This window comes from Akkermansia sp. KLE1798, from assembly GCF_001580195.1.
Taxonomy (GTDB): Bacteria; Verrucomicrobiota; Verrucomicrobiia; order Verrucomicrobiales; family Akkermansiaceae; genus Akkermansia; species Akkermansia biwaensis.
Window position 1 is genome coordinate 52763 of sequence record NZ_KQ971080.1, and the last position, 16006, is coordinate 68768.

At 55.8% G+C, this 16006-nt stretch carries 15 protein-coding genes and 1 tRNA gene; 12 read left to right on the top strand and 4 right to left on the bottom strand.

From position 1 onward, the window contains the following. Positions 1–61: 61 nt before the first annotated feature. Positions 62–1990, bottom strand: a complete 1929-nt coding sequence (locus tag HMPREF3039_RS04425) for a beta-galactosidase (protein WP_067569446.1) — start codon at positions 1988–1990, stop codon at positions 62–64. Positions 1991–2131: 141 nt separating this feature from the next. Here HMPREF3039_RS04425 and gpmA point away from each other — a divergent pair, with 141 nt between their 5' ends. From gpmA to HMPREF3039_RS04450, 5 genes are all read left to right on the top strand, one after another. Continuing rightward, positions 2132–2896 carry a 2,3-diphosphoglycerate-dependent phosphoglycerate mutase gene (gene gpmA, locus HMPREF3039_RS04430; RefSeq protein WP_067569449.1) on the top strand — a complete coding sequence of 255 codons (765 nt, stop codon included), beginning with the start codon at positions 2132–2134 and terminating at the stop codon, positions 2894–2896. Between the two features lie 13 nt (positions 2897–2909). Beyond that, positions 2910–3929 carry a 2-hydroxyacid dehydrogenase gene (locus HMPREF3039_RS04435; RefSeq protein WP_067569452.1) on the top strand — a complete coding sequence of 340 codons (1020 nt, stop codon included), beginning with the start codon at positions 2910–2912 and terminating at the stop codon, positions 3927–3929. A 153-nt stretch (positions 3930–4082) separates the two neighbouring features. Continuing rightward, a complete protein-coding gene (locus HMPREF3039_RS04440) occupies positions 4083–4307 on the top strand; it encodes a hypothetical protein (RefSeq protein WP_067569455.1) in 225 nt (74 codons plus the stop codon). A gap of 177 nt (positions 4308–4484) precedes the next feature. Then, entirely contained in the window at positions 4485–4973 is a 489-nt protein-coding gene (locus tag HMPREF3039_RS04445) for a carbohydrate-binding protein (RefSeq protein ID WP_067569458.1), read from the top strand. 169 nt (positions 4974–5142) lie between these two features. After that, on the top strand, positions 5143–6552 hold the full coding sequence (locus HMPREF3039_RS04450; protein ID WP_067569461.1) for a DHA2 family efflux MFS transporter permease subunit: 1410 nt from the start codon (positions 5143–5145) through the stop codon (positions 6550–6552). A gap of 24 nt (positions 6553–6576) precedes the next feature. On the opposite strand, the gene HMPREF3039_RS04455 is transcribed toward HMPREF3039_RS04450, so the two are convergent. Then, positions 6577–7047 (bottom strand): acyl-CoA thioesterase, encoded by a 471-nt coding sequence (locus HMPREF3039_RS04455; RefSeq protein WP_067569464.1) that lies wholly within the window; start codon positions 7045–7047, stop codon positions 6577–6579. Between the two features lie 239 nt (positions 7048–7286). On the opposite strand from HMPREF3039_RS04455, the gene HMPREF3039_RS04460 reads away from it, so the two are divergent. The 5 genes from HMPREF3039_RS04460 (at position 7287) to HMPREF3039_RS04485 (ending at position 12144) form a co-directional block, all read left to right on the top strand. After that, the gene (locus tag HMPREF3039_RS04460) at positions 7287–7547 is read left to right on the top strand and encodes a hypothetical protein (RefSeq protein ID WP_067569467.1); all 261 of its coding nucleotides are present in this window, start codon (positions 7287–7289) and stop codon (positions 7545–7547) included. A gap of 630 nt (positions 7548–8177) precedes the next feature. Further along, entirely contained in the window at positions 8178–8747 is a 570-nt protein-coding gene (locus HMPREF3039_RS04470; RefSeq protein WP_067569472.1) for a chromate transporter, read from the top strand. After that, entirely contained in the window at positions 8747–9310 is a 564-nt protein-coding gene (locus HMPREF3039_RS04475; protein WP_067569475.1) for a chromate transporter, read from the top strand. Before HMPREF3039_RS04470 ends, HMPREF3039_RS04475 begins: the two co-directional genes overlap by 1 nt. A gap of 368 nt (positions 9311–9678) precedes the next feature. Then, entirely contained in the window at positions 9679–10578 is a 900-nt protein-coding gene (locus HMPREF3039_RS04480; protein ID WP_067569478.1) for an SDR family oxidoreductase, read from the top strand. 414 nt (positions 10579–10992) lie between these two features. Beyond that, positions 10993–12144, top strand: coding sequence for an acyltransferase family protein (locus tag HMPREF3039_RS04485; protein WP_067569481.1), 1152 nt, complete (start codon positions 10993–10995; stop codon positions 12142–12144). A gap of 89 nt (positions 12145–12233) precedes the next feature. On the opposite strand, the gene HMPREF3039_RS04490 is transcribed toward HMPREF3039_RS04485, so the two are convergent. Together HMPREF3039_RS04490 and HMPREF3039_RS04495 are read right to left on the bottom strand one after the other, a co-directional pair. Continuing rightward, positions 12234–13208 (bottom strand): hypothetical protein, encoded by a 975-nt coding sequence (locus tag HMPREF3039_RS04490; RefSeq protein ID WP_067569484.1) that lies wholly within the window; start codon positions 13206–13208, stop codon positions 12234–12236. Between the two features lie 261 nt (positions 13209–13469). Then, positions 13470–13544 (bottom strand) — tRNA-Asn (locus HMPREF3039_RS04495). Positions 13545–13709: 165 nt separating this feature from the next. Here HMPREF3039_RS04495 and leuB point away from each other — a divergent pair. Beyond that, positions 13710–14819: a 3-isopropylmalate dehydrogenase gene (gene leuB, locus HMPREF3039_RS04500; RefSeq protein ID WP_067569649.1), complete on the top strand. Its 1110-nt coding sequence runs from the start codon at positions 13710–13712 to the stop codon at positions 14817–14819. A 130-nt stretch (positions 14820–14949) separates the two neighbouring features. Beyond that, positions 14950–15990, top strand: a complete 1041-nt coding sequence (locus HMPREF3039_RS04505) for an NAD(P)/FAD-dependent oxidoreductase (protein WP_067569487.1) — start codon at positions 14950–14952, stop codon at positions 15988–15990. Positions 15991–16006: the final 16 nt, after the last annotated feature.

Sequence of the window (16006 nt, forward strand, 5' to 3'; positions counted from 1 at the left end):
GAACTCCGGATTCTTCCCTGCCGGGAAAAAGGCAGCCATCATCCGCCCCGGCTATCCGCCCTTACCACTGGTTATCCAGGTTCTTCGTATTGACCTTGCCCGGTTCCTTGTTGCGCTCCGTCATGCCGCGGACGGGCCTGGGCTCCGTTTCGTGAAGGTCAAGGATGTCGATCACGTTCTTCCCTTTTTTCAGAAAAGGCGCGGGCACATACAGCCTCAACTGCGGTCCCACGTTCCAGTACCGTCCCACGTTGATGCCGTTGACCCAAACGTACCCCTTGGTATAGCGGGACATGTCCAGGAAGGTGTCGCGGGGGTCCTCAATGTTCAGAACGGCACGGAAATGGGCTCCCGCCCGCTTCTTGGACGATCCCTTCCCCCTGGGAGCCTGCGTGATGGAAGCGGCTGCCAGCGGCAGCGCCCTGACCGTCCATCCCTTCAATTCGCGTGTTCCCAGTTTCACGGTGCCGTGCAATCCCTTACGGTCGCTCTCCATGCTGATGTGGAAATTGATATGGCCCATGGCTTCCACCAGGATTTCCAGCGTTCCCGGTTTTTTGCGCTCCGGCAGAACCAGTTTTTTTTGCCCCAGGCGGCGATCCAGCGTGCCGATGAGTTCTCCGTTCAGGTACACCTGCGCGTAATCGCTGGCATTGGACAGTTCCAGCGTTTCGGAAGGCCCCGCCGGAACGGAGGTGCTGTAAATGGCCATGCCCTGGTTCTGATTCCACTGTTCAAAATAGGGCGGCTGCGGGAATTTGGAACGGAACGGCCTGGGCAGGTTCTCCCACAATCCGGCATGCACCTCCGGAGTGAATTCCGGTATCTCCATGGAAGGAATGTCCGCGGGAGGTTCCGGGACAGCCGCCTCCGCAGGCAGCTTGGCCAGAATGATCTCCCTCATCCGGGTGTAATATTCGTTCATGCGGCCGTGTTCATCCACAGGGGAGCCGTAGTCGTAGCTGGTGAGGTCCGGCTGATATTTCCCCGGCCCTCCATTGTTGGCTCCCGCCGTGAAGCCAAAGTTGGTGCCCCCGTGAAAAACGAACAGGCTGAAAGAACGCCCCTTGTCCATGAACCAGCGGACATGATTAACGATTTCGGGAGTCGGGTTCCAGTTGCCTTCCCCCCAGTGCCTCAGCCAGCCCGGATACGTTTCCGAGGAGAAGACGGGAACGCCCGGATTGCACTTGTTGGCAATCTTCCAATGCCCGTCGTTCAATCCGGGGTCCAGCCCCACGGCCACGCCAGGAAGCGTGACTCCCTTCAAGTAATGTTCCCCGGCGCCGTCGGACGTGTAAAACGGCCCGAATCCCTTCCGCGTCCAGAACGTTTTCAGCCATTCCATGTACTTGGGGTCCTTGCGCTGGTAGCTGCCGTATTCGTTCTCCAGCTGAGTCATCAGGATGGGGCCGCCATTTTTGGCCAGAAACGGCTCCGCCACTCTGGCCACCGCTTCCAGATACCGGGCCTGGGCCTTCATGAATTTGGCGTCTTCCGTTGTCCTCAGTTTGGCCTTGGGGTCTTTCAGCAGGTAATGAGGCAGCCCTCCCAGGTCCCATTCCCCGCAGACGTACGGCCCCGGACGGAAAAGTACCCACATGCCTTCCTCCTGGCAAAGTTTGAGAAACGCGGCCAAATCCCGGTTGCCGGTCTTGAAATCAAAGCTGCCGTCCGGCTGTTCATGGTCATTCCAGAAAACGTAAAAGGCGATTGTGTTCAGCCCCATGGCCCTGGCGGTCCGGATGCGGTGCCTCCAGTATTCCCTGGGAATCCGCTGGGGATGCATTTCCGCACCGCGTATCTGGAACGGTTTGCCGTTCAGCATGAATTCCTGGTTGTCCTCTCCGCCGAACTTGAAAACGGCGGGAGTTCCCCGGGAAGGAGCGGGCTTTTCCACATTCAGGACGGCTTCCGGCCCGGCCCATGCCAGGGCGGCCATGCCGGCTATCAGGGCGACGGCCCCCATGCAGCCATGTTGCTTCATCATCCCGAACTGTTACCCTTTTTGAAGACGCTTGCCAATCACATTTTCCCTTTCCGCACTGCCGGCGCGGACAAGTTCCCGAATAATGTCATACATCCCGTTTTTTGCACAATAACAGGGAAAAGTTTGTCTAAACTAACCGAGATGAAAACAATTGTTCTGCTGCGCCATGGAGAAAGCACCTGGAACCGGGAAAACAGATTCACCGGATGGACGGATGTGGACCTGACGGAAAAAGGGGTGCAGGAAGCGTACTATGCGGGCGACTTGCTGAAAGACAAGGGAATGGCTTTTGACCAAGCCTATACGTCCTACCTCAAGCGCGCCGTCAAGACGCTGAACTGCGTTCTGGACCGCCTGGACCAGGACTGGCTGCCGGTTGCCAAAAGCTGGCGGCTGAATGAAAAGCATTACGGCATGCTCCAGGGCCTGAACAAAAGTGAAACGGCTAAAAAATACGGCGACGAACAAGTCCTGGTCTGGCGCCGCAGTTATGACGTGGCACCCCCTCCCGTGGCGGAAGACGACATGAACAATCCCCGGTGGGACCCGCGATACAGGGAAGTGCCGGACGACGAACTGCCGCGCACGGAATCCCTGAAATCCACCATTGAGCGCCTGATGCCCTACTGGGAAGGGACCATTCTGGCCTCCCTGAAAACATGGGACAACATCCTCGTCGTGGCCCACGGCAATACGCTGCGCGGCATCATCAAGTACCTGAAGCATATTCCCGACGAAAAACTTCTTTCCCTGAACCTGCCCACGGCCATTCCGTACGTATTCGAATTTGACGACTCGCTGAACCTGCAGAAAGACTATTTCCTGGGTGATCCGGATGAAGTCCGCAGGCGCATGGAAGCCGTCGCCAGCCAGGGGCAGGCGTCCGGAAATACCCCCGCCACCTAACCCATTCCCTCCCATGACCGACCATCCCTGCCGCATAGCATTTTTCGACGCCAAGTCCTATGACCGGGACTCCTTCAACCCGATCAACGAACGCGAATACCATTACGATATCCGTTATTTCAAGGGGCATCTGAACACGGACAGCGTGCCGCTCACCCGCGGGATGGATGTGGCCTGCATCTTCGTGAACGACACGGCGGGAGAGGAAGTCATCCGTGCATTGAAGGAAAACGGCGTCAGGCTGCTGGCCCTGCGCTGCGCCGGGTTCAACAACGTGGACCTGGAAGCCGCGGAGCGCTACGGACTGCCCGTCGTGCGCGTGCCGCGGTACTCGCCTTACGCCGTGGCGGAACACGCCGTGGCCCTGATGCTGGCGCTGAACCGCAAAATTCACCGCGCCTACTGGCGCACGAGAGACGGGAACTTTTCCCTGCACGGCCTGATGGGATTCGACATGCACGGAAAGACGGCGGGCATCATCGGCACGGGCCAGATCGCCAAAATACTTATTCGCATCCTCAAGGGATTCGGCATGAATATTCTGGCTTATGATCCGTACCCGGACAAACGCTTTGCGGAGGAAACCGGCATCACCTACACCACACTGGACGGCCTGTACGCGCGGTCGGACATCATCTCCCTGCATTGCCCGCTCACGCCGGAGACGAAATACCTGATCAATGCCGACTCCATCGGAAAAATGAAGGACGGCGTGATGATCATCAATACGGGGCGCGGCAAGCTGATCCACACGGATATGCTCATAGACGGCCTGAAATCCAAAAAGGTGGGATCCGCCGGGCTGGACGTGTATGAGGAGGAAGGGGAATATTTTTACGAGGATAAATCCGACAAAATCATTGATGACGATACCCTTGCCCGCCTGCTCTCCTTCAACAACGTTATCCTGACCTCCCACCAGGGTTTTTTCACGAAGGAAGCCCTGCACAACATTGCGGAAGTCACCCTTCATAACATCCGGGAATTTCTGGAAGGGAAACCGCTGGAAAATCAGGTGGTTCTCGGCCAGTAGGATGAAATTCCCCCCTGTCTGGATGTTTTCCGGCCGTTTGCGCGGTTCCGGCTCTTCCTCACGGGGAAATTTTACGGGTTATGTTGGGCATGGACTATTTCCCATGGGCAACTAAGGGCATTTAAAGGAGAAAAGGAATACTCCCTCTACACGATGAAACTGTTTTTCCTTCTAACCTCATCCCTTTTTCTCTGCCTGGGCATCCAGGCCAAATTCCCGGCGGAAGGACTGATCAAAACGGCCAGTTCCGGAGTCATCCAGGGAAAAGCCGTTCTGATGAAGGCGGAAAACGCGGAACTGGCCGACAGCAAGCTGGAAAGAATACGCTCCAATAAATTCATTGCCGGCATGGCTAAAAAGGATTCCGGCGCCAGTTGAGAAATCAACGTTTCCAACGACGGCGAATACGTTCTTGAAATCTGGTACGTTTTCCCTTGGACGGCAAGCGCTTCCGCACAATATGAGCTGCAATGCGGCTCCTCCCCCTCTTTCCTGTGGAAAGTACCGACCAACGGCGGAGGCATCAATGACGGAAGCATTTACCATCCGGGGAGAATGAAGCTCACCAGGGGAAAGCAGACCTTTACCATCAGGAAAAAAGGAAAGGATGGCATTTATGTCCGTTACATCCGCCTGATTCCGACAGACATTTTTCCGGTGGTGCAGCCGGCGGCGGGAGGGAAAATCATCCTCACTCCGGAGAACTGCCTCATTTCCCACGCACAGGCCAAGGACCTCGGAAAATTCAATGTTTTGTCCCATTTCAGTTCCGTCACCTGGGACATTAAAACGAAGAAGGGAGGCACGTACACGGTAACGACGGATTACGCCATAGCCGCCCCTGCCTCCACCCTTCTCAAGATAGGTTATTCCGCGAACGGCAACCAGGAGGAATTCACCTTCCTAGGAACGGGCGGCTGGACCAAATTCACCAAATACTCTCCCGGCGCCATCACCCTGCCGCCGGGAAAATGCACGCTGACCGTAAAGGGAATAACGAGTGGCGCCGAAACAAAATCCATCATGCTCGTTCCGGAAGCCTGAACCAGGGTCCCATCCCCAGTTTCCCCTGACTAGGGGCCAGGGACCGCCGGTGATTGCGGGGACATGAAACCGCCGGAGCCGGGGCGGCGGGGAAGGCTGCCGAAAAAAGCCGGACAGACATCGGCCTTGCCCCCGCCGGGGAGACGCCGGATACTGGCGGGCAGCATTCATGGAAAAACTGCCGACATCATCCCGGTCCCTGCGCTACCTGCCTTTTCTGGTAGCATCGGCGTTCTTCATGCAGATGCTGGACGCCACCATCCTGAATACGGCCATTCCTACGATTGCGCGCAGCTTCCACACCCATCCGCTGCAGCTCCACTCCCTGGTCACCGCCTACATGCTGACGGTGTGCGTGCTGATACCGGCCTCCGGATGGGTCTCCGACAAATTGGGATCGCGCCGCACCTTCCTGTTCGCCATCTCCCTGTTCACGTTCGGCTCCCTGCTCTGCGCCCTTTCCACCTCCGTCGCCATGATGACGGCCTGCCGTGTCGTCCAGGGCATCGGCGGGGCGTTCCTGATGCCTGTGGGGCGGCTGGTCATCCTGCGCTCCTACCCGCGCTCCATGTTCGTCAACGTGCTGAACATCGTAACCATTCCGGCGCTGCTGGGGCCCCTGCTCGGTCCCGTGCTGGGCGGCATCATCGTGCAGTACATCTCCTGGCACTGGATATTCCTGATCAACATTCCCGTGGGACTGGCGGGCCTGTGGGCCACGCGGAAGCTGATGCCGGACCTGAAGGCCGTCAAGGAACAGAAGTTCGACTGGCCGGGGTTTCTGTTCTTCTCCGCTTCCGCCCTGCTGATCACGATGAGCCTTTCCACGGAAGGAGGGTCCCCGGACAAAACCCGGATGGGGATTCTCCTGACGGCAGGGATTCTTTTCCAGACCGTGTACTGGGCGCTGGCGTTCCGGTCGGAAACGCCGCTTTTCAGCCCCTCCCTGTTCCGCATCCGGAACTTTGCCATCGGCATAGCCGGAAACATCGTCTGCCGCCTGGGTGGGAGCTGCCTGCCTTACCTGATTCCCCTCTTCTTCCAGGTGGTGCTGGGGTATTCCGCCCTTAAATCCGGCATGTCCCTGATTCCGCTGGCCGTGAGCAACCTTCTGGCAAAGACGGTGGCGCCGCGGCTGCTCGGAAAATTTGGTTACCGGAACATCATGGTCATCAATACGTTCACGATCGGGACCCTGCTGGCGGCCTTCTACTTCATCGGCCCCGGCACCCATGAATTCACTCTTCTGTCCATGCTCGCCCTGCTGGGAGCGGCCAACTCCATCCAGTTCACCTGCATGAATACCCTGACGCTGATCGACCTGCCGAACGCGGACGCCAGCAGCGGGAATTCCCTGCTTTCCATGATCATGCAGTTGTCCATTGCCGTCAGCATCGCGGCGGCCTCCTTGCTGTTGGACTGTTTCGGCGGACATGCAGCCACCTCCGGACCTGCCGTGGAATCGGCCTTTCACGCCACGTTCGTCACCATCGGAACGATTGCGGCGGCAAGTTCCTTCATCTTCGCCCTGGTGGACAAGGACAAGGGGAAAACCCGCAAAAAGCGGAAAACCGCGTGACGTCGCACGGAGCTTCCCTCCCGTTCAGGAGCAGGAAACCTCGCCGCCCGTTTCAAGGGAACAGCACTGGGCAAACTGCGCGCGCGACTCTTCCAGGTCAATCGGCTTCTTGTCCGGCCCCAGAGCTACGTAAACGAGTTCGGCTTCCGTGATCTTGGCCACGTTGTTGCACAGCTTGGTCAGGCGCTCCGCATACACCACCACCTTCACCGTCAGGGAGGTACGCCCCACCCTGATAATGTCCGTGTAAAAGGAGACCACATCCCCCACCATCACGGGGGCTTCAAAAGTCAGGCTGCTGACGGCCCGCGTCACGATATAGCGGCTCAGCGCATAACGCATGGCCGTGCTGGCGCCCGCAAGGTCCACCTGGCTCATCACCCAGCCTCCGAACACGTCGCCGTGCTGGTTGGTATCCGCCGGCATGGGTTCCACGCGCAGGGCGGGCATGCGCCCTTCCGGGAGTCTGCTCTCCTCGTATATGGTGTCTTTCATTTTAGGAATTATTATAATTAACAGAAAAATGCTCGTATATTCCCCTCCGGGTGTAAAGAGAAAAAGGAGAAAGCGGGTTTTCCTCCGCAAAAGATCGTTTTTGTGGAATAGATTCGTCCGGTATTCACAGCCTTTTGGCAGCCATGGGAAAGGTGACCGTATTGGTTTGCTGCGTGAAGTATTGCGTCTTATCGGGCTTTTTCCTGCAATGATCTTCTTCCGGAACTTGTCTCACCCTCATGCAACAGGACCACCAGCCCAAGACAAAGGAAGTGGACGGCAAGGAATACCCCGCTTCCGAATTCGCCTATGTGCCTGATCCGGAAAAACCTTCCACCTGGAAGCTCCCGATTTTTGACGCCCACCATGTAGGCGGCGCCCTGGCCGCCATGACGAGCGACTACCGCGGCAATCCGGTGGAGATCCCGGAACGCGACCGGAAGGCCGTCATGGAAAAGATCATGGCGCGCAGGGACGAACTGGAAAAAGGCCGCCGTTGAAATCCGCGAAATGCGGGGAAGGCGGATTTATCAGGAACGGCGTCCGGCCCTGAAAAAACAGGGCCTGCCATGAATCATGCCCGTCAGCACGGCGACGGCTGTTTCGCATACCGGAAATGCAAGGGAACTCGATTCTCCATCATAGGTAGCACGCTCAGACACATATCCGCCACCAGGGATCGGAATCCTGGAAATGCCGCCAAAAAACATACATGAACAGGCGGGATATACGGTTCATGGCGCAGGTATTAATTACCTTCTTAAAATAAATTAATAAGTACTGCTTGATAAAAAAATGCCGCCGGTTAGTGGGTGATTACGGCCATTCCGCTGCCCGTCAAACGTGAAGTATTCCGGAACAGTCTGTTGGATACCGGTAAAAGCAGGCAGTCCCGGCGGTGGTTTTCCGAACCTCTCCATTTTATCTGCGGAGGCGGGCAATTCCCTCATTTTTCCTGTGAAATCGCATGCATTTTTCTTCCGGATGTGGTAACATGCCGTTACCATTGCACGGCGTATCGCAAAAACGGGCTTTCCGGTGTAAAGACATTTCCGGCAGCATGAAAAAATGGAGGAAAACACCTCTTACGTACATCCCCGGCGGTACCCCGCACATTCCATTCAGGCAGCATGTCCGGAGAAAAAATAAAAACATGCCTCTGGCTCTTCTGGATCAATTTGTTCATCGGTGCGTTCACCTTTGGGGGCGGCTACATTGTGGTCCCGATGATCAGCAAGTATTACGTCCGGAAAAAACACTTGTTCTCCAAGGAGGAACTGCTGTCCATGGCCGCCATCGCACAATCCACGCCCGGAGCGATCGCCGTCAACCTCTCCGCCCTGGCAGGCCACCGCACCGCAGGGCTTCCGGGTGTGCTTGCCAGTTGCCTGGGCGCCGTCATTCCCCCTCTGGTCATCCTGTCCGCCGTGGCGTCCTGGTATGAGGCATTCAGCTCCAGCACTGCGGTGGAAGCCGTCCTGCGGGGGATGCAGGCGGGCGTGGCAGCCCTCATCGTGGACATTGTGGTGGACATGTGGCGGATGATTCTCCGCAAAAAATCGGCCCTGCTGAACGCCATGGTACCGGGGGCCTTTGTGGCAAGCTTCGTCTTTCACCTCCATATAGCCGTTATTCTGGCCGTGTGCTGCATCCTGAGCCTGTGGCACGTCCGAATAAAACAGGAAAGGAGATCCGGATAATGCAGATGCTCTGGCAGCTCTTCAGCTCTTTCCTTCAAATCGGAGCGTTCAGCATCGGCGGCGGGTATGCCGTTATCCCCATGATCCGTGACCAGGTGGTCATTCATCACGGCTGGATCACGCAGAAAGTGTTTACCGACATCATCACGATCTCCCAGATGACGCCCGGCCCGCTGGCCATCAACACGTCCACCTTCGTGGGATTGCAGATAGCGGGTATTCCCGGTGCCATGATGGCTACGCTGGGCTGCGTCCTTCCCGGCGTGGCGGCGGCGCTGCTGCTGCACCTTTTTTTCCAAAGGCATCGGCGTTCCCTTTACATCTCCGGCGTTCTGGAAGGGTTGAAAGCGGCTTCCGTGGGCCTGATCATGTCCGCAGGCGGAACCATCCTGATGCTGACCTTCTGCGGCACCTTTGACTGGCAATCCGTGGAAAGGGTGGACATTCCCAGCTTCATCCTGTTTGGAGCCGCGCTGTTTGCCCTGAGAAAATGGCGTGTCAACCCCATCCTGCTGATGACTCTGACGGGAGCGGCCAGATACCTTGTTTACGGGCTGGGCTGAATCTCCGTCAATCCGCTCCTTTCTCCGGGAAAAAGGCATGGCGGCGGAAAAAACAGGCGGCCTTCTTCCCCGGCCTCCATAGCTGAAAATCTGCCCGGCGAATTTGTGCAGATCACGGAAAAGGTACGGTTGAGCCTGTAATCCCAACCAAGGCACAATATTGTTCAACTTGACAAAATCCTTGAAATATCAATGACATGGAACGCTTAAACAGCGTTTTCAATTGAACGGTCGTCCGTCTTTCAAGCCTCCACCCCTATGGGAATGCATGCAGGAGCAGCAAGCCCTGAGCAAGGTCCGGCATCAAATTTGCCCGGACTTTCCCCGGCCCGCGGCATTCCCCTCTGAACATCACGATTAATGGAAAAATGAGCAGCAAAGACATTCACGACATGCAGGACCCCCGCCATCAATTCTATGACGGGAAATATGAAAAACAGCAACAGGAAGCGCCCGGCCTTCAATCTGACATGACCCCCGTTCCCGATTCCGGCGAAAAAAGCTACAAAGGGTGCAACCGGCTGGCCGGCAGGAAGGCGCTGGTGACCGGAGGAGATTCCGGCATCGGTCGGGCGGCCGCCATCGCCTACGCCCGGGAAGGAGCGGACATTGCCCTGAACTATCTGCCGGAAGAGCAGAGCGACGCAGAGGAAGTGGCCCGGCTGGTGGAAGCGGAAGGCCGCAACATCGTCCTTCTTCCGGGCGACCTCAGCGACGAGGAATTCTGCAAAAATCTTATTCACGATGCCCTGGAAAAGCTCGGCGGGCTGGACATCCTGGCCCTGGTGGCCGGCAAGCAGGTAGCGACCGAGGGCATTCAGGACATCACCACGGAACAGCTTGTCAAAACATTTGAAGTCAATGTTTTTTCGTTATTCTGGATTGCCAAGGCGGTCCTCCCCCACCTCAAGCCGGGAGCCAGCATCATCACCTGTTCTTCCATTCAGGCCTACCAGCCGGGCAAAAACCTGATTGACTACGCCTCCACCAAGGCGGCCATCATTGCCTTCAGCCGCGCCCTGGCCAAACAGGTGGCCTCCAAAGGCATCCGAGTCAACGTCGTGGCTCCCGGCCCCGTCTGGACGCCCCTGCAGGTAACGGGAGGCCAGTTGCAGGAACAACTGCCGGAATTCGGTCAAAAAACGCCTCTGGAACGGGCGGGACAGCCCGTGGAACTGTCCGGCCTCTATGTCTTCCTGGCCTCCCAGGAATCAAGCTTCATCACGGCTGAAGTCTTCGGCGTCACCGGCGGCATGCATTTGGCCTGATGCGGATTCCTTGTCCGCCAACAAATGCGGACTGCCGGATTTCCGTCGGCGCCGGGTATTCCCGGCATCCACGGATCATAAATCTCTACCGGCTTCCCTCTCCCAGCAGGGGGGAGGGAAGCCTTTACTTTTTCAAAAACGGCGCAGGCAGGATAATGAAGCGTGCTTCCTTTCCCATTTCAAACGGCATGTTTCCCGAAGCTCCCGGACAGAAAGCATTCGTCGCCCCTGGAAGAACTTTCCCTGTTCATCTCCCGGAAAAGAAACCGTACAAAATCATCGCTTTTCTTCCTTTACTCTGGGATATCAAAAAATATGATTGTGCCTTCGTACGTTTCCCCCATCGACTCTCTCGCGGCGACAGCAAGCCTCCTCCCTGTAAGAAAACAATCCCTGTTCACGTACATTCCGACCATGAGTACCTCTCTCTCCAACGGCGCCTCCCTGCTGGCGCCCAAGCCCCATTACGCCATCCTCGACGGCCTCCGGGGAGTGGCGGCCGTCATGGTCGTGCTGTTCCACCTTTTTGAAGGAAGCGTGAGCGACCGGGAATTCCATACCGACCAAATCATCAACCACGGCTATCTTTGTGTGGACTTCTTCTTCATGCTATCCGGCTTCGTCATCGGCTACGCCTACGATGACCGCTGGGGCAAAATGAGCCTGTGGGACTTCTGCAAACGGCGCCTGGTCCGTTTGCAGCCCATGGTGGTGATAGGGATGCTCATCGGCGGCATCTTCTTCTACTTCCAGGACTCAGAAATCTATCCGGCCATGGCCTCCACGCCCATGTGGGAAATGCTGCTCGTGATGACCATCGGCTTTACGCTTCTGCCCGTTCCCACCTCCATGGACATTCGCGGCTGGGCGGAAATGCACCCGCTGAACGGCCCGGCGTGGTCGCTCTTCTTTGAATACATTGCCAACATCCTGTACGCCACCGTGGTCAGAAGGTTTTCCAACACCTGGCTCTCCATCCTGGTCTTCCTGGCAGGCTGCGCCCTGATCCACCAATGCTTCAGCCAGGGCAACAACATCGGCGGCTGGACACTGGACCTGGAACAGCTCCAAATCGGCGCGACGAGACTGATCTTCCCGTTCTTCGGCGGCCTACTCCTCTTCCGCCTGGGGAAACTCGCCAGCATCCGGAACGCTTTCTGGTGGTGCAGCCTGATGCTCGTCGCGACCATCTCCATGCCCCATGTGGGAGGCGCGGAACACTTCCGCCTGAATGGCCTTTACGATGCCTTCTGCATCATCGTCATCTTCCCCCTGATCATCTTCATGGCCGCCAGCGGACACACGAAAGACCGCTTCTCCTCAAAAGCCTGCAAATTCCTGGGCGACATTTCCTACCCCCTCTACATCACCCACTATCCCATCGTCTACCTCTACACGGCATGGCTCTACAACAACAAGGTCCCCCTTTCCCAGGCGCTCCCCGTCATCGCCGGCACGCTCGTTATCTGCATAGCCCTGGCCTATGCCTGCCTGAAACTGTACGATGAACCCGTCCGCGACTGGCTGAAAAAACGCGTGCTGATGCGTACCTCCAACCGGAAGTGAAAAAAAAGAGGAAGCTTTTTTGGTCATCATCAACCAAAAATCGGCACAAAAATATTATACTGGTACAAGCTATCTGATATTTCCACGGATTAACAAAATACCTGCGAAAGTTTTTTGGCTTTCAGTAACTGATCTATAGCGGTATACCGAGGCGCTTGAAGTGCTAACCTTTTATTATTCGCATCCAGCGGTATAGGTTTTATTTTTTTCAAATTTTTCACATATACCAAGTATTTATTCGTATCCTGATATTTTTCCATAGATACGATTTCAGCATAGCAGGTGATTGCTGATACAGGAGAAACCTGGTAAATAGCTATATATTTTAACCGATCTATCATGGATGCACTAATACGTATTGCATACCAACGATTATTGCCAAGAAATTCTTTTTCAAATCCTTCTTCTCTTGCAGGTACGACAACGGTATTCAATGTCTCAGGCTTAAGGATTTTACCTTTTTCTATGACGTCCCTCACCTCTGCATTAAATGGAGTAAATTGATGAATGTAATCATTTCTATATTTAAATGTTTTAAATTCAACAATATCCGTATTAAGAGTCAATTGGCCAAGAACATTTTCCAATTCCGGAGAAGACTGATCAATAACAACGACAGCGTTCAACGGTTTTTCAAAAATAAGACTTTCAAGAAAGGCATCTATATTCCTGTATCCTGCACGAAGAAAACCTGCCTCAACACGTTCTTTCATGCTTTCGTCTTTCATTAAAGCATCAAGCAGAAATTCTTTTATTTTTCTGCCGCTGGCCTTATATGAAATAGCAAACTTTAAAAGCTGGGAACCTATGTGTTTATAAGGATCATGGCTGGATAATTCATTTTCAATAATGTGTAGCCTGGGTTCAACCTCAAAAGAAAAATCTATCAAGTATCCATCTGGAATTGTGATGATGCTTTCGCCAATTTGCTTCTTAATATCAATATAGATACTGTTCTTTCCAAAAATATGAGGTGCTTGTTCAATTACAGCCGATTCAAAATCTTTTTCCAGCAGATACTCGTGACAAATGTATAACTTGTTATTGTACAAAAGTTTTTCCATATTTTATAGTATTCTGTCGATTTCACTTTATAGGGAGCTCCCAGAATTTGCCAGTATAATCATTGGAGCACTTCATTATCAAACTCTTAACAGTTACTTCCCCATATGGGGAAATAGCCTTAGAAAGGGTTCCTGCCTATTCTTCCAGAATAGCTAGAAATTCCTGATAGTCTCTGTAAATGTAAAACCGTTCCGGCATCAGATTTTCTATTCCTGCGAAAAGAAAAGCCCTGCAAGCTTTTGACTTACAGGGCTTATTAATGGCTCCCCCGGTTGGGCTCGAACCAACGACCTAGTGATTAACAGTCACCCGCTCTACCGCTGAGCTACAGGGGAGTTTGCGTTCCGTAGAGCGCGGAGGGGTTTTTAGCGGAGACTCAGGCGTTTGGCAAGTACTTTTTTGTTCCTGCACGTTTTTTGACGCAAAAAGGACTCCGCACCGCAGGCATGGCAACGGTGATTCTTGACCTTTGGGAGGAGAACGCTCAGTCTGTCAGCGACATGAGTGAACATCACCATCATATTGCTGTTCTGGCCGGCGACGGCATCGGGCCCGAGGTTATGGCGGAGGCCCTGAAGGTTCTGGACGCCGTGAGCGCCAAGTTTGGATTTACCGTGAGCCGTAAGGAGGCTTTCGTGGGCGGCGCGGGCATCGACCATTGCGGCAAGGCCCTTCCCGAGGAGACCATCCGCGCCTGTGAAGAGGCGGACGCCGTTTTGTTCGGCTCCGTGGGCGGTCCCAAGTGGGAACACCTGCCCGCCAATGAACAGCCGGAACGCGGCGCCCTGCTGCCGCTGAGAAAGCATTTCGGCCTGTATGCCAATTTGCGTCCCGGCGTTTGTCTCCCCGCCCTGACGCATGCTTCTCCTATCAAGAACGAGCTGATTGAAGGCGGTTTTGACATTTTGTGTGTGCGGGAGTTGACGGGAGGGCTTTATTTCGGCCAGCCGCGTTTCCGCGAACAGGAAGGGGATGACGAAGTCGTCGTGGATACGATGCGCTACCACAAGAGCGAGATGGTGCGCATTGCCAAAGTGGCTTTCGAGGCAGCCCGCGGCCGCCGCAAGCGCGTCACCAGCGTGGACAAGGCGAATGTCCTGACCAATTCCCTCCTGTGGCGTGAAACGATGACGGAGGTCGCCAGGGACTACCCGGACGTGGAGCTGCTTCATATGTACGTGGACAACGCCGCCATGCAGCTGGTGCGCAATCCCCGCCAGTTCGACGTGCTGGTCACGGAGAATCTGTTCGGTGATATTCTTTCCGACGAGATGGCCATGATTTGCGGCTCCCTGGGGATGCTGCCCAGCGCAAGCCTTTGCCAGGGCGCCGAGGATAACGGGCTGTTTTTCGGCCTGTATGAGCCTTCCGGCGGCTCCGCTCCGGATATTGCCGGCAAGGGCATTGCCAATCCGATCGCCCAGATTCTTTCCCTGTCCATGCTGCTCCGCTATTCCCTCGGGGAAAAGGAAGCGGCGGACGCGATTGATTCCGCCGTCCACAGCGTGATTGACCAGGGCTACCGCACGGGAGACCTGGCTACGGGCGCTGCCGGGGAAATCCGCGTGAATACCGCGGAGATGGGGAACGCCATCGTGGCGGCCCTGTAAATGCTCCTTTTACCGTTCGCAGGCGCTTCATGCACCTGCGGACCTTTTCCCTTCCGGGAAGGGAATGGAGTATTACCGCCTTTCTTTCCATTTATTCCGGCTTATGTCCGGGTCCTTTTCACAACAAGTCATGAAAGTTCTTATCATCGGCCAGGGTATTGCCGGCAGTTGCCTGGCATGGGAGCTGAAACGGCGCGGAGCGGATTTTACGATTGCCGACCGTCCCATTGCGGAAACGGCGTCCCGCGTAGCGGCCGGACTGGTGAATCCGCTGACAGGCCGCGCCTTCCGGCCCGGGTGGCGGCAGGAGGAGTGTTTTTCCGCCCTTTCCTCCTTTTACCCGGAAACGGAACGGGAACTGGGAGGTTCATGGTGGCAGAAGACTCCCATTTTCCGGGAGCTGGAAACGGAGGACCAGCTTGAGATATGGCAGGAACGCCAGACGGCCCCGGAGTCCTGCTCTTACGCCGGTCCCCTGTTTCCGTGGCCGGAGCACTGGGAGGGCAAAGGACAGGCGGCCTACACGCGCGGTTCCGGCGTCCTGCATGTGGAGACGATGGTGAATGCCATGCGCCGCTTTTTCTCGGAACAGGGCCGGTTTGTAGAAGCGGAGGTGGCTGCCGGCGATATTCAGCCGGGCGCAGACGGCTTTTTTCACTGGTGCGGGGACTCTTTTTCACATATTGTGTGGTGCACTGGCTGGGAGGCCGGAATGCATCCGGACATGGCCCCCCTGAAGGGCAGGCCATCCAAGGGAACGATTCTGGATCTGGAGCTGAAGGATATGGAATGGCACGCCGGCATTCTGCATTTCGGGCACTGGCTGGTTCACAACGGATTTTTCTGGCGGTTCGGCGCCACGTACGCCTGGGCCTGGGATGCCCCGGGCGTTCCGGAAGCGCCAGCCGTCCAGGAACTGATGCTGGACATGGTTAAACGCTATTCCGGGGAAATGAACGTTATCCGCGCCCGTGCCGCTGTTCGTCCCATCATCCGGCGCAGCCAGCCCGTAGCCGGACCCATTCCCGGTTTGGAAAGGCAGTTCGTCTTTTCCGGGCTGGGAAGCAAGGGTGTTACGACATCTCCCTGGACTGCGGCGCAACTGGCGGAGCATCTGGTTCATGGAACGGAACTGCCTCCGGACCTGCTTCCCGCCGCTCTGTGGAAGTAGCATTCCCTCTTTCCGG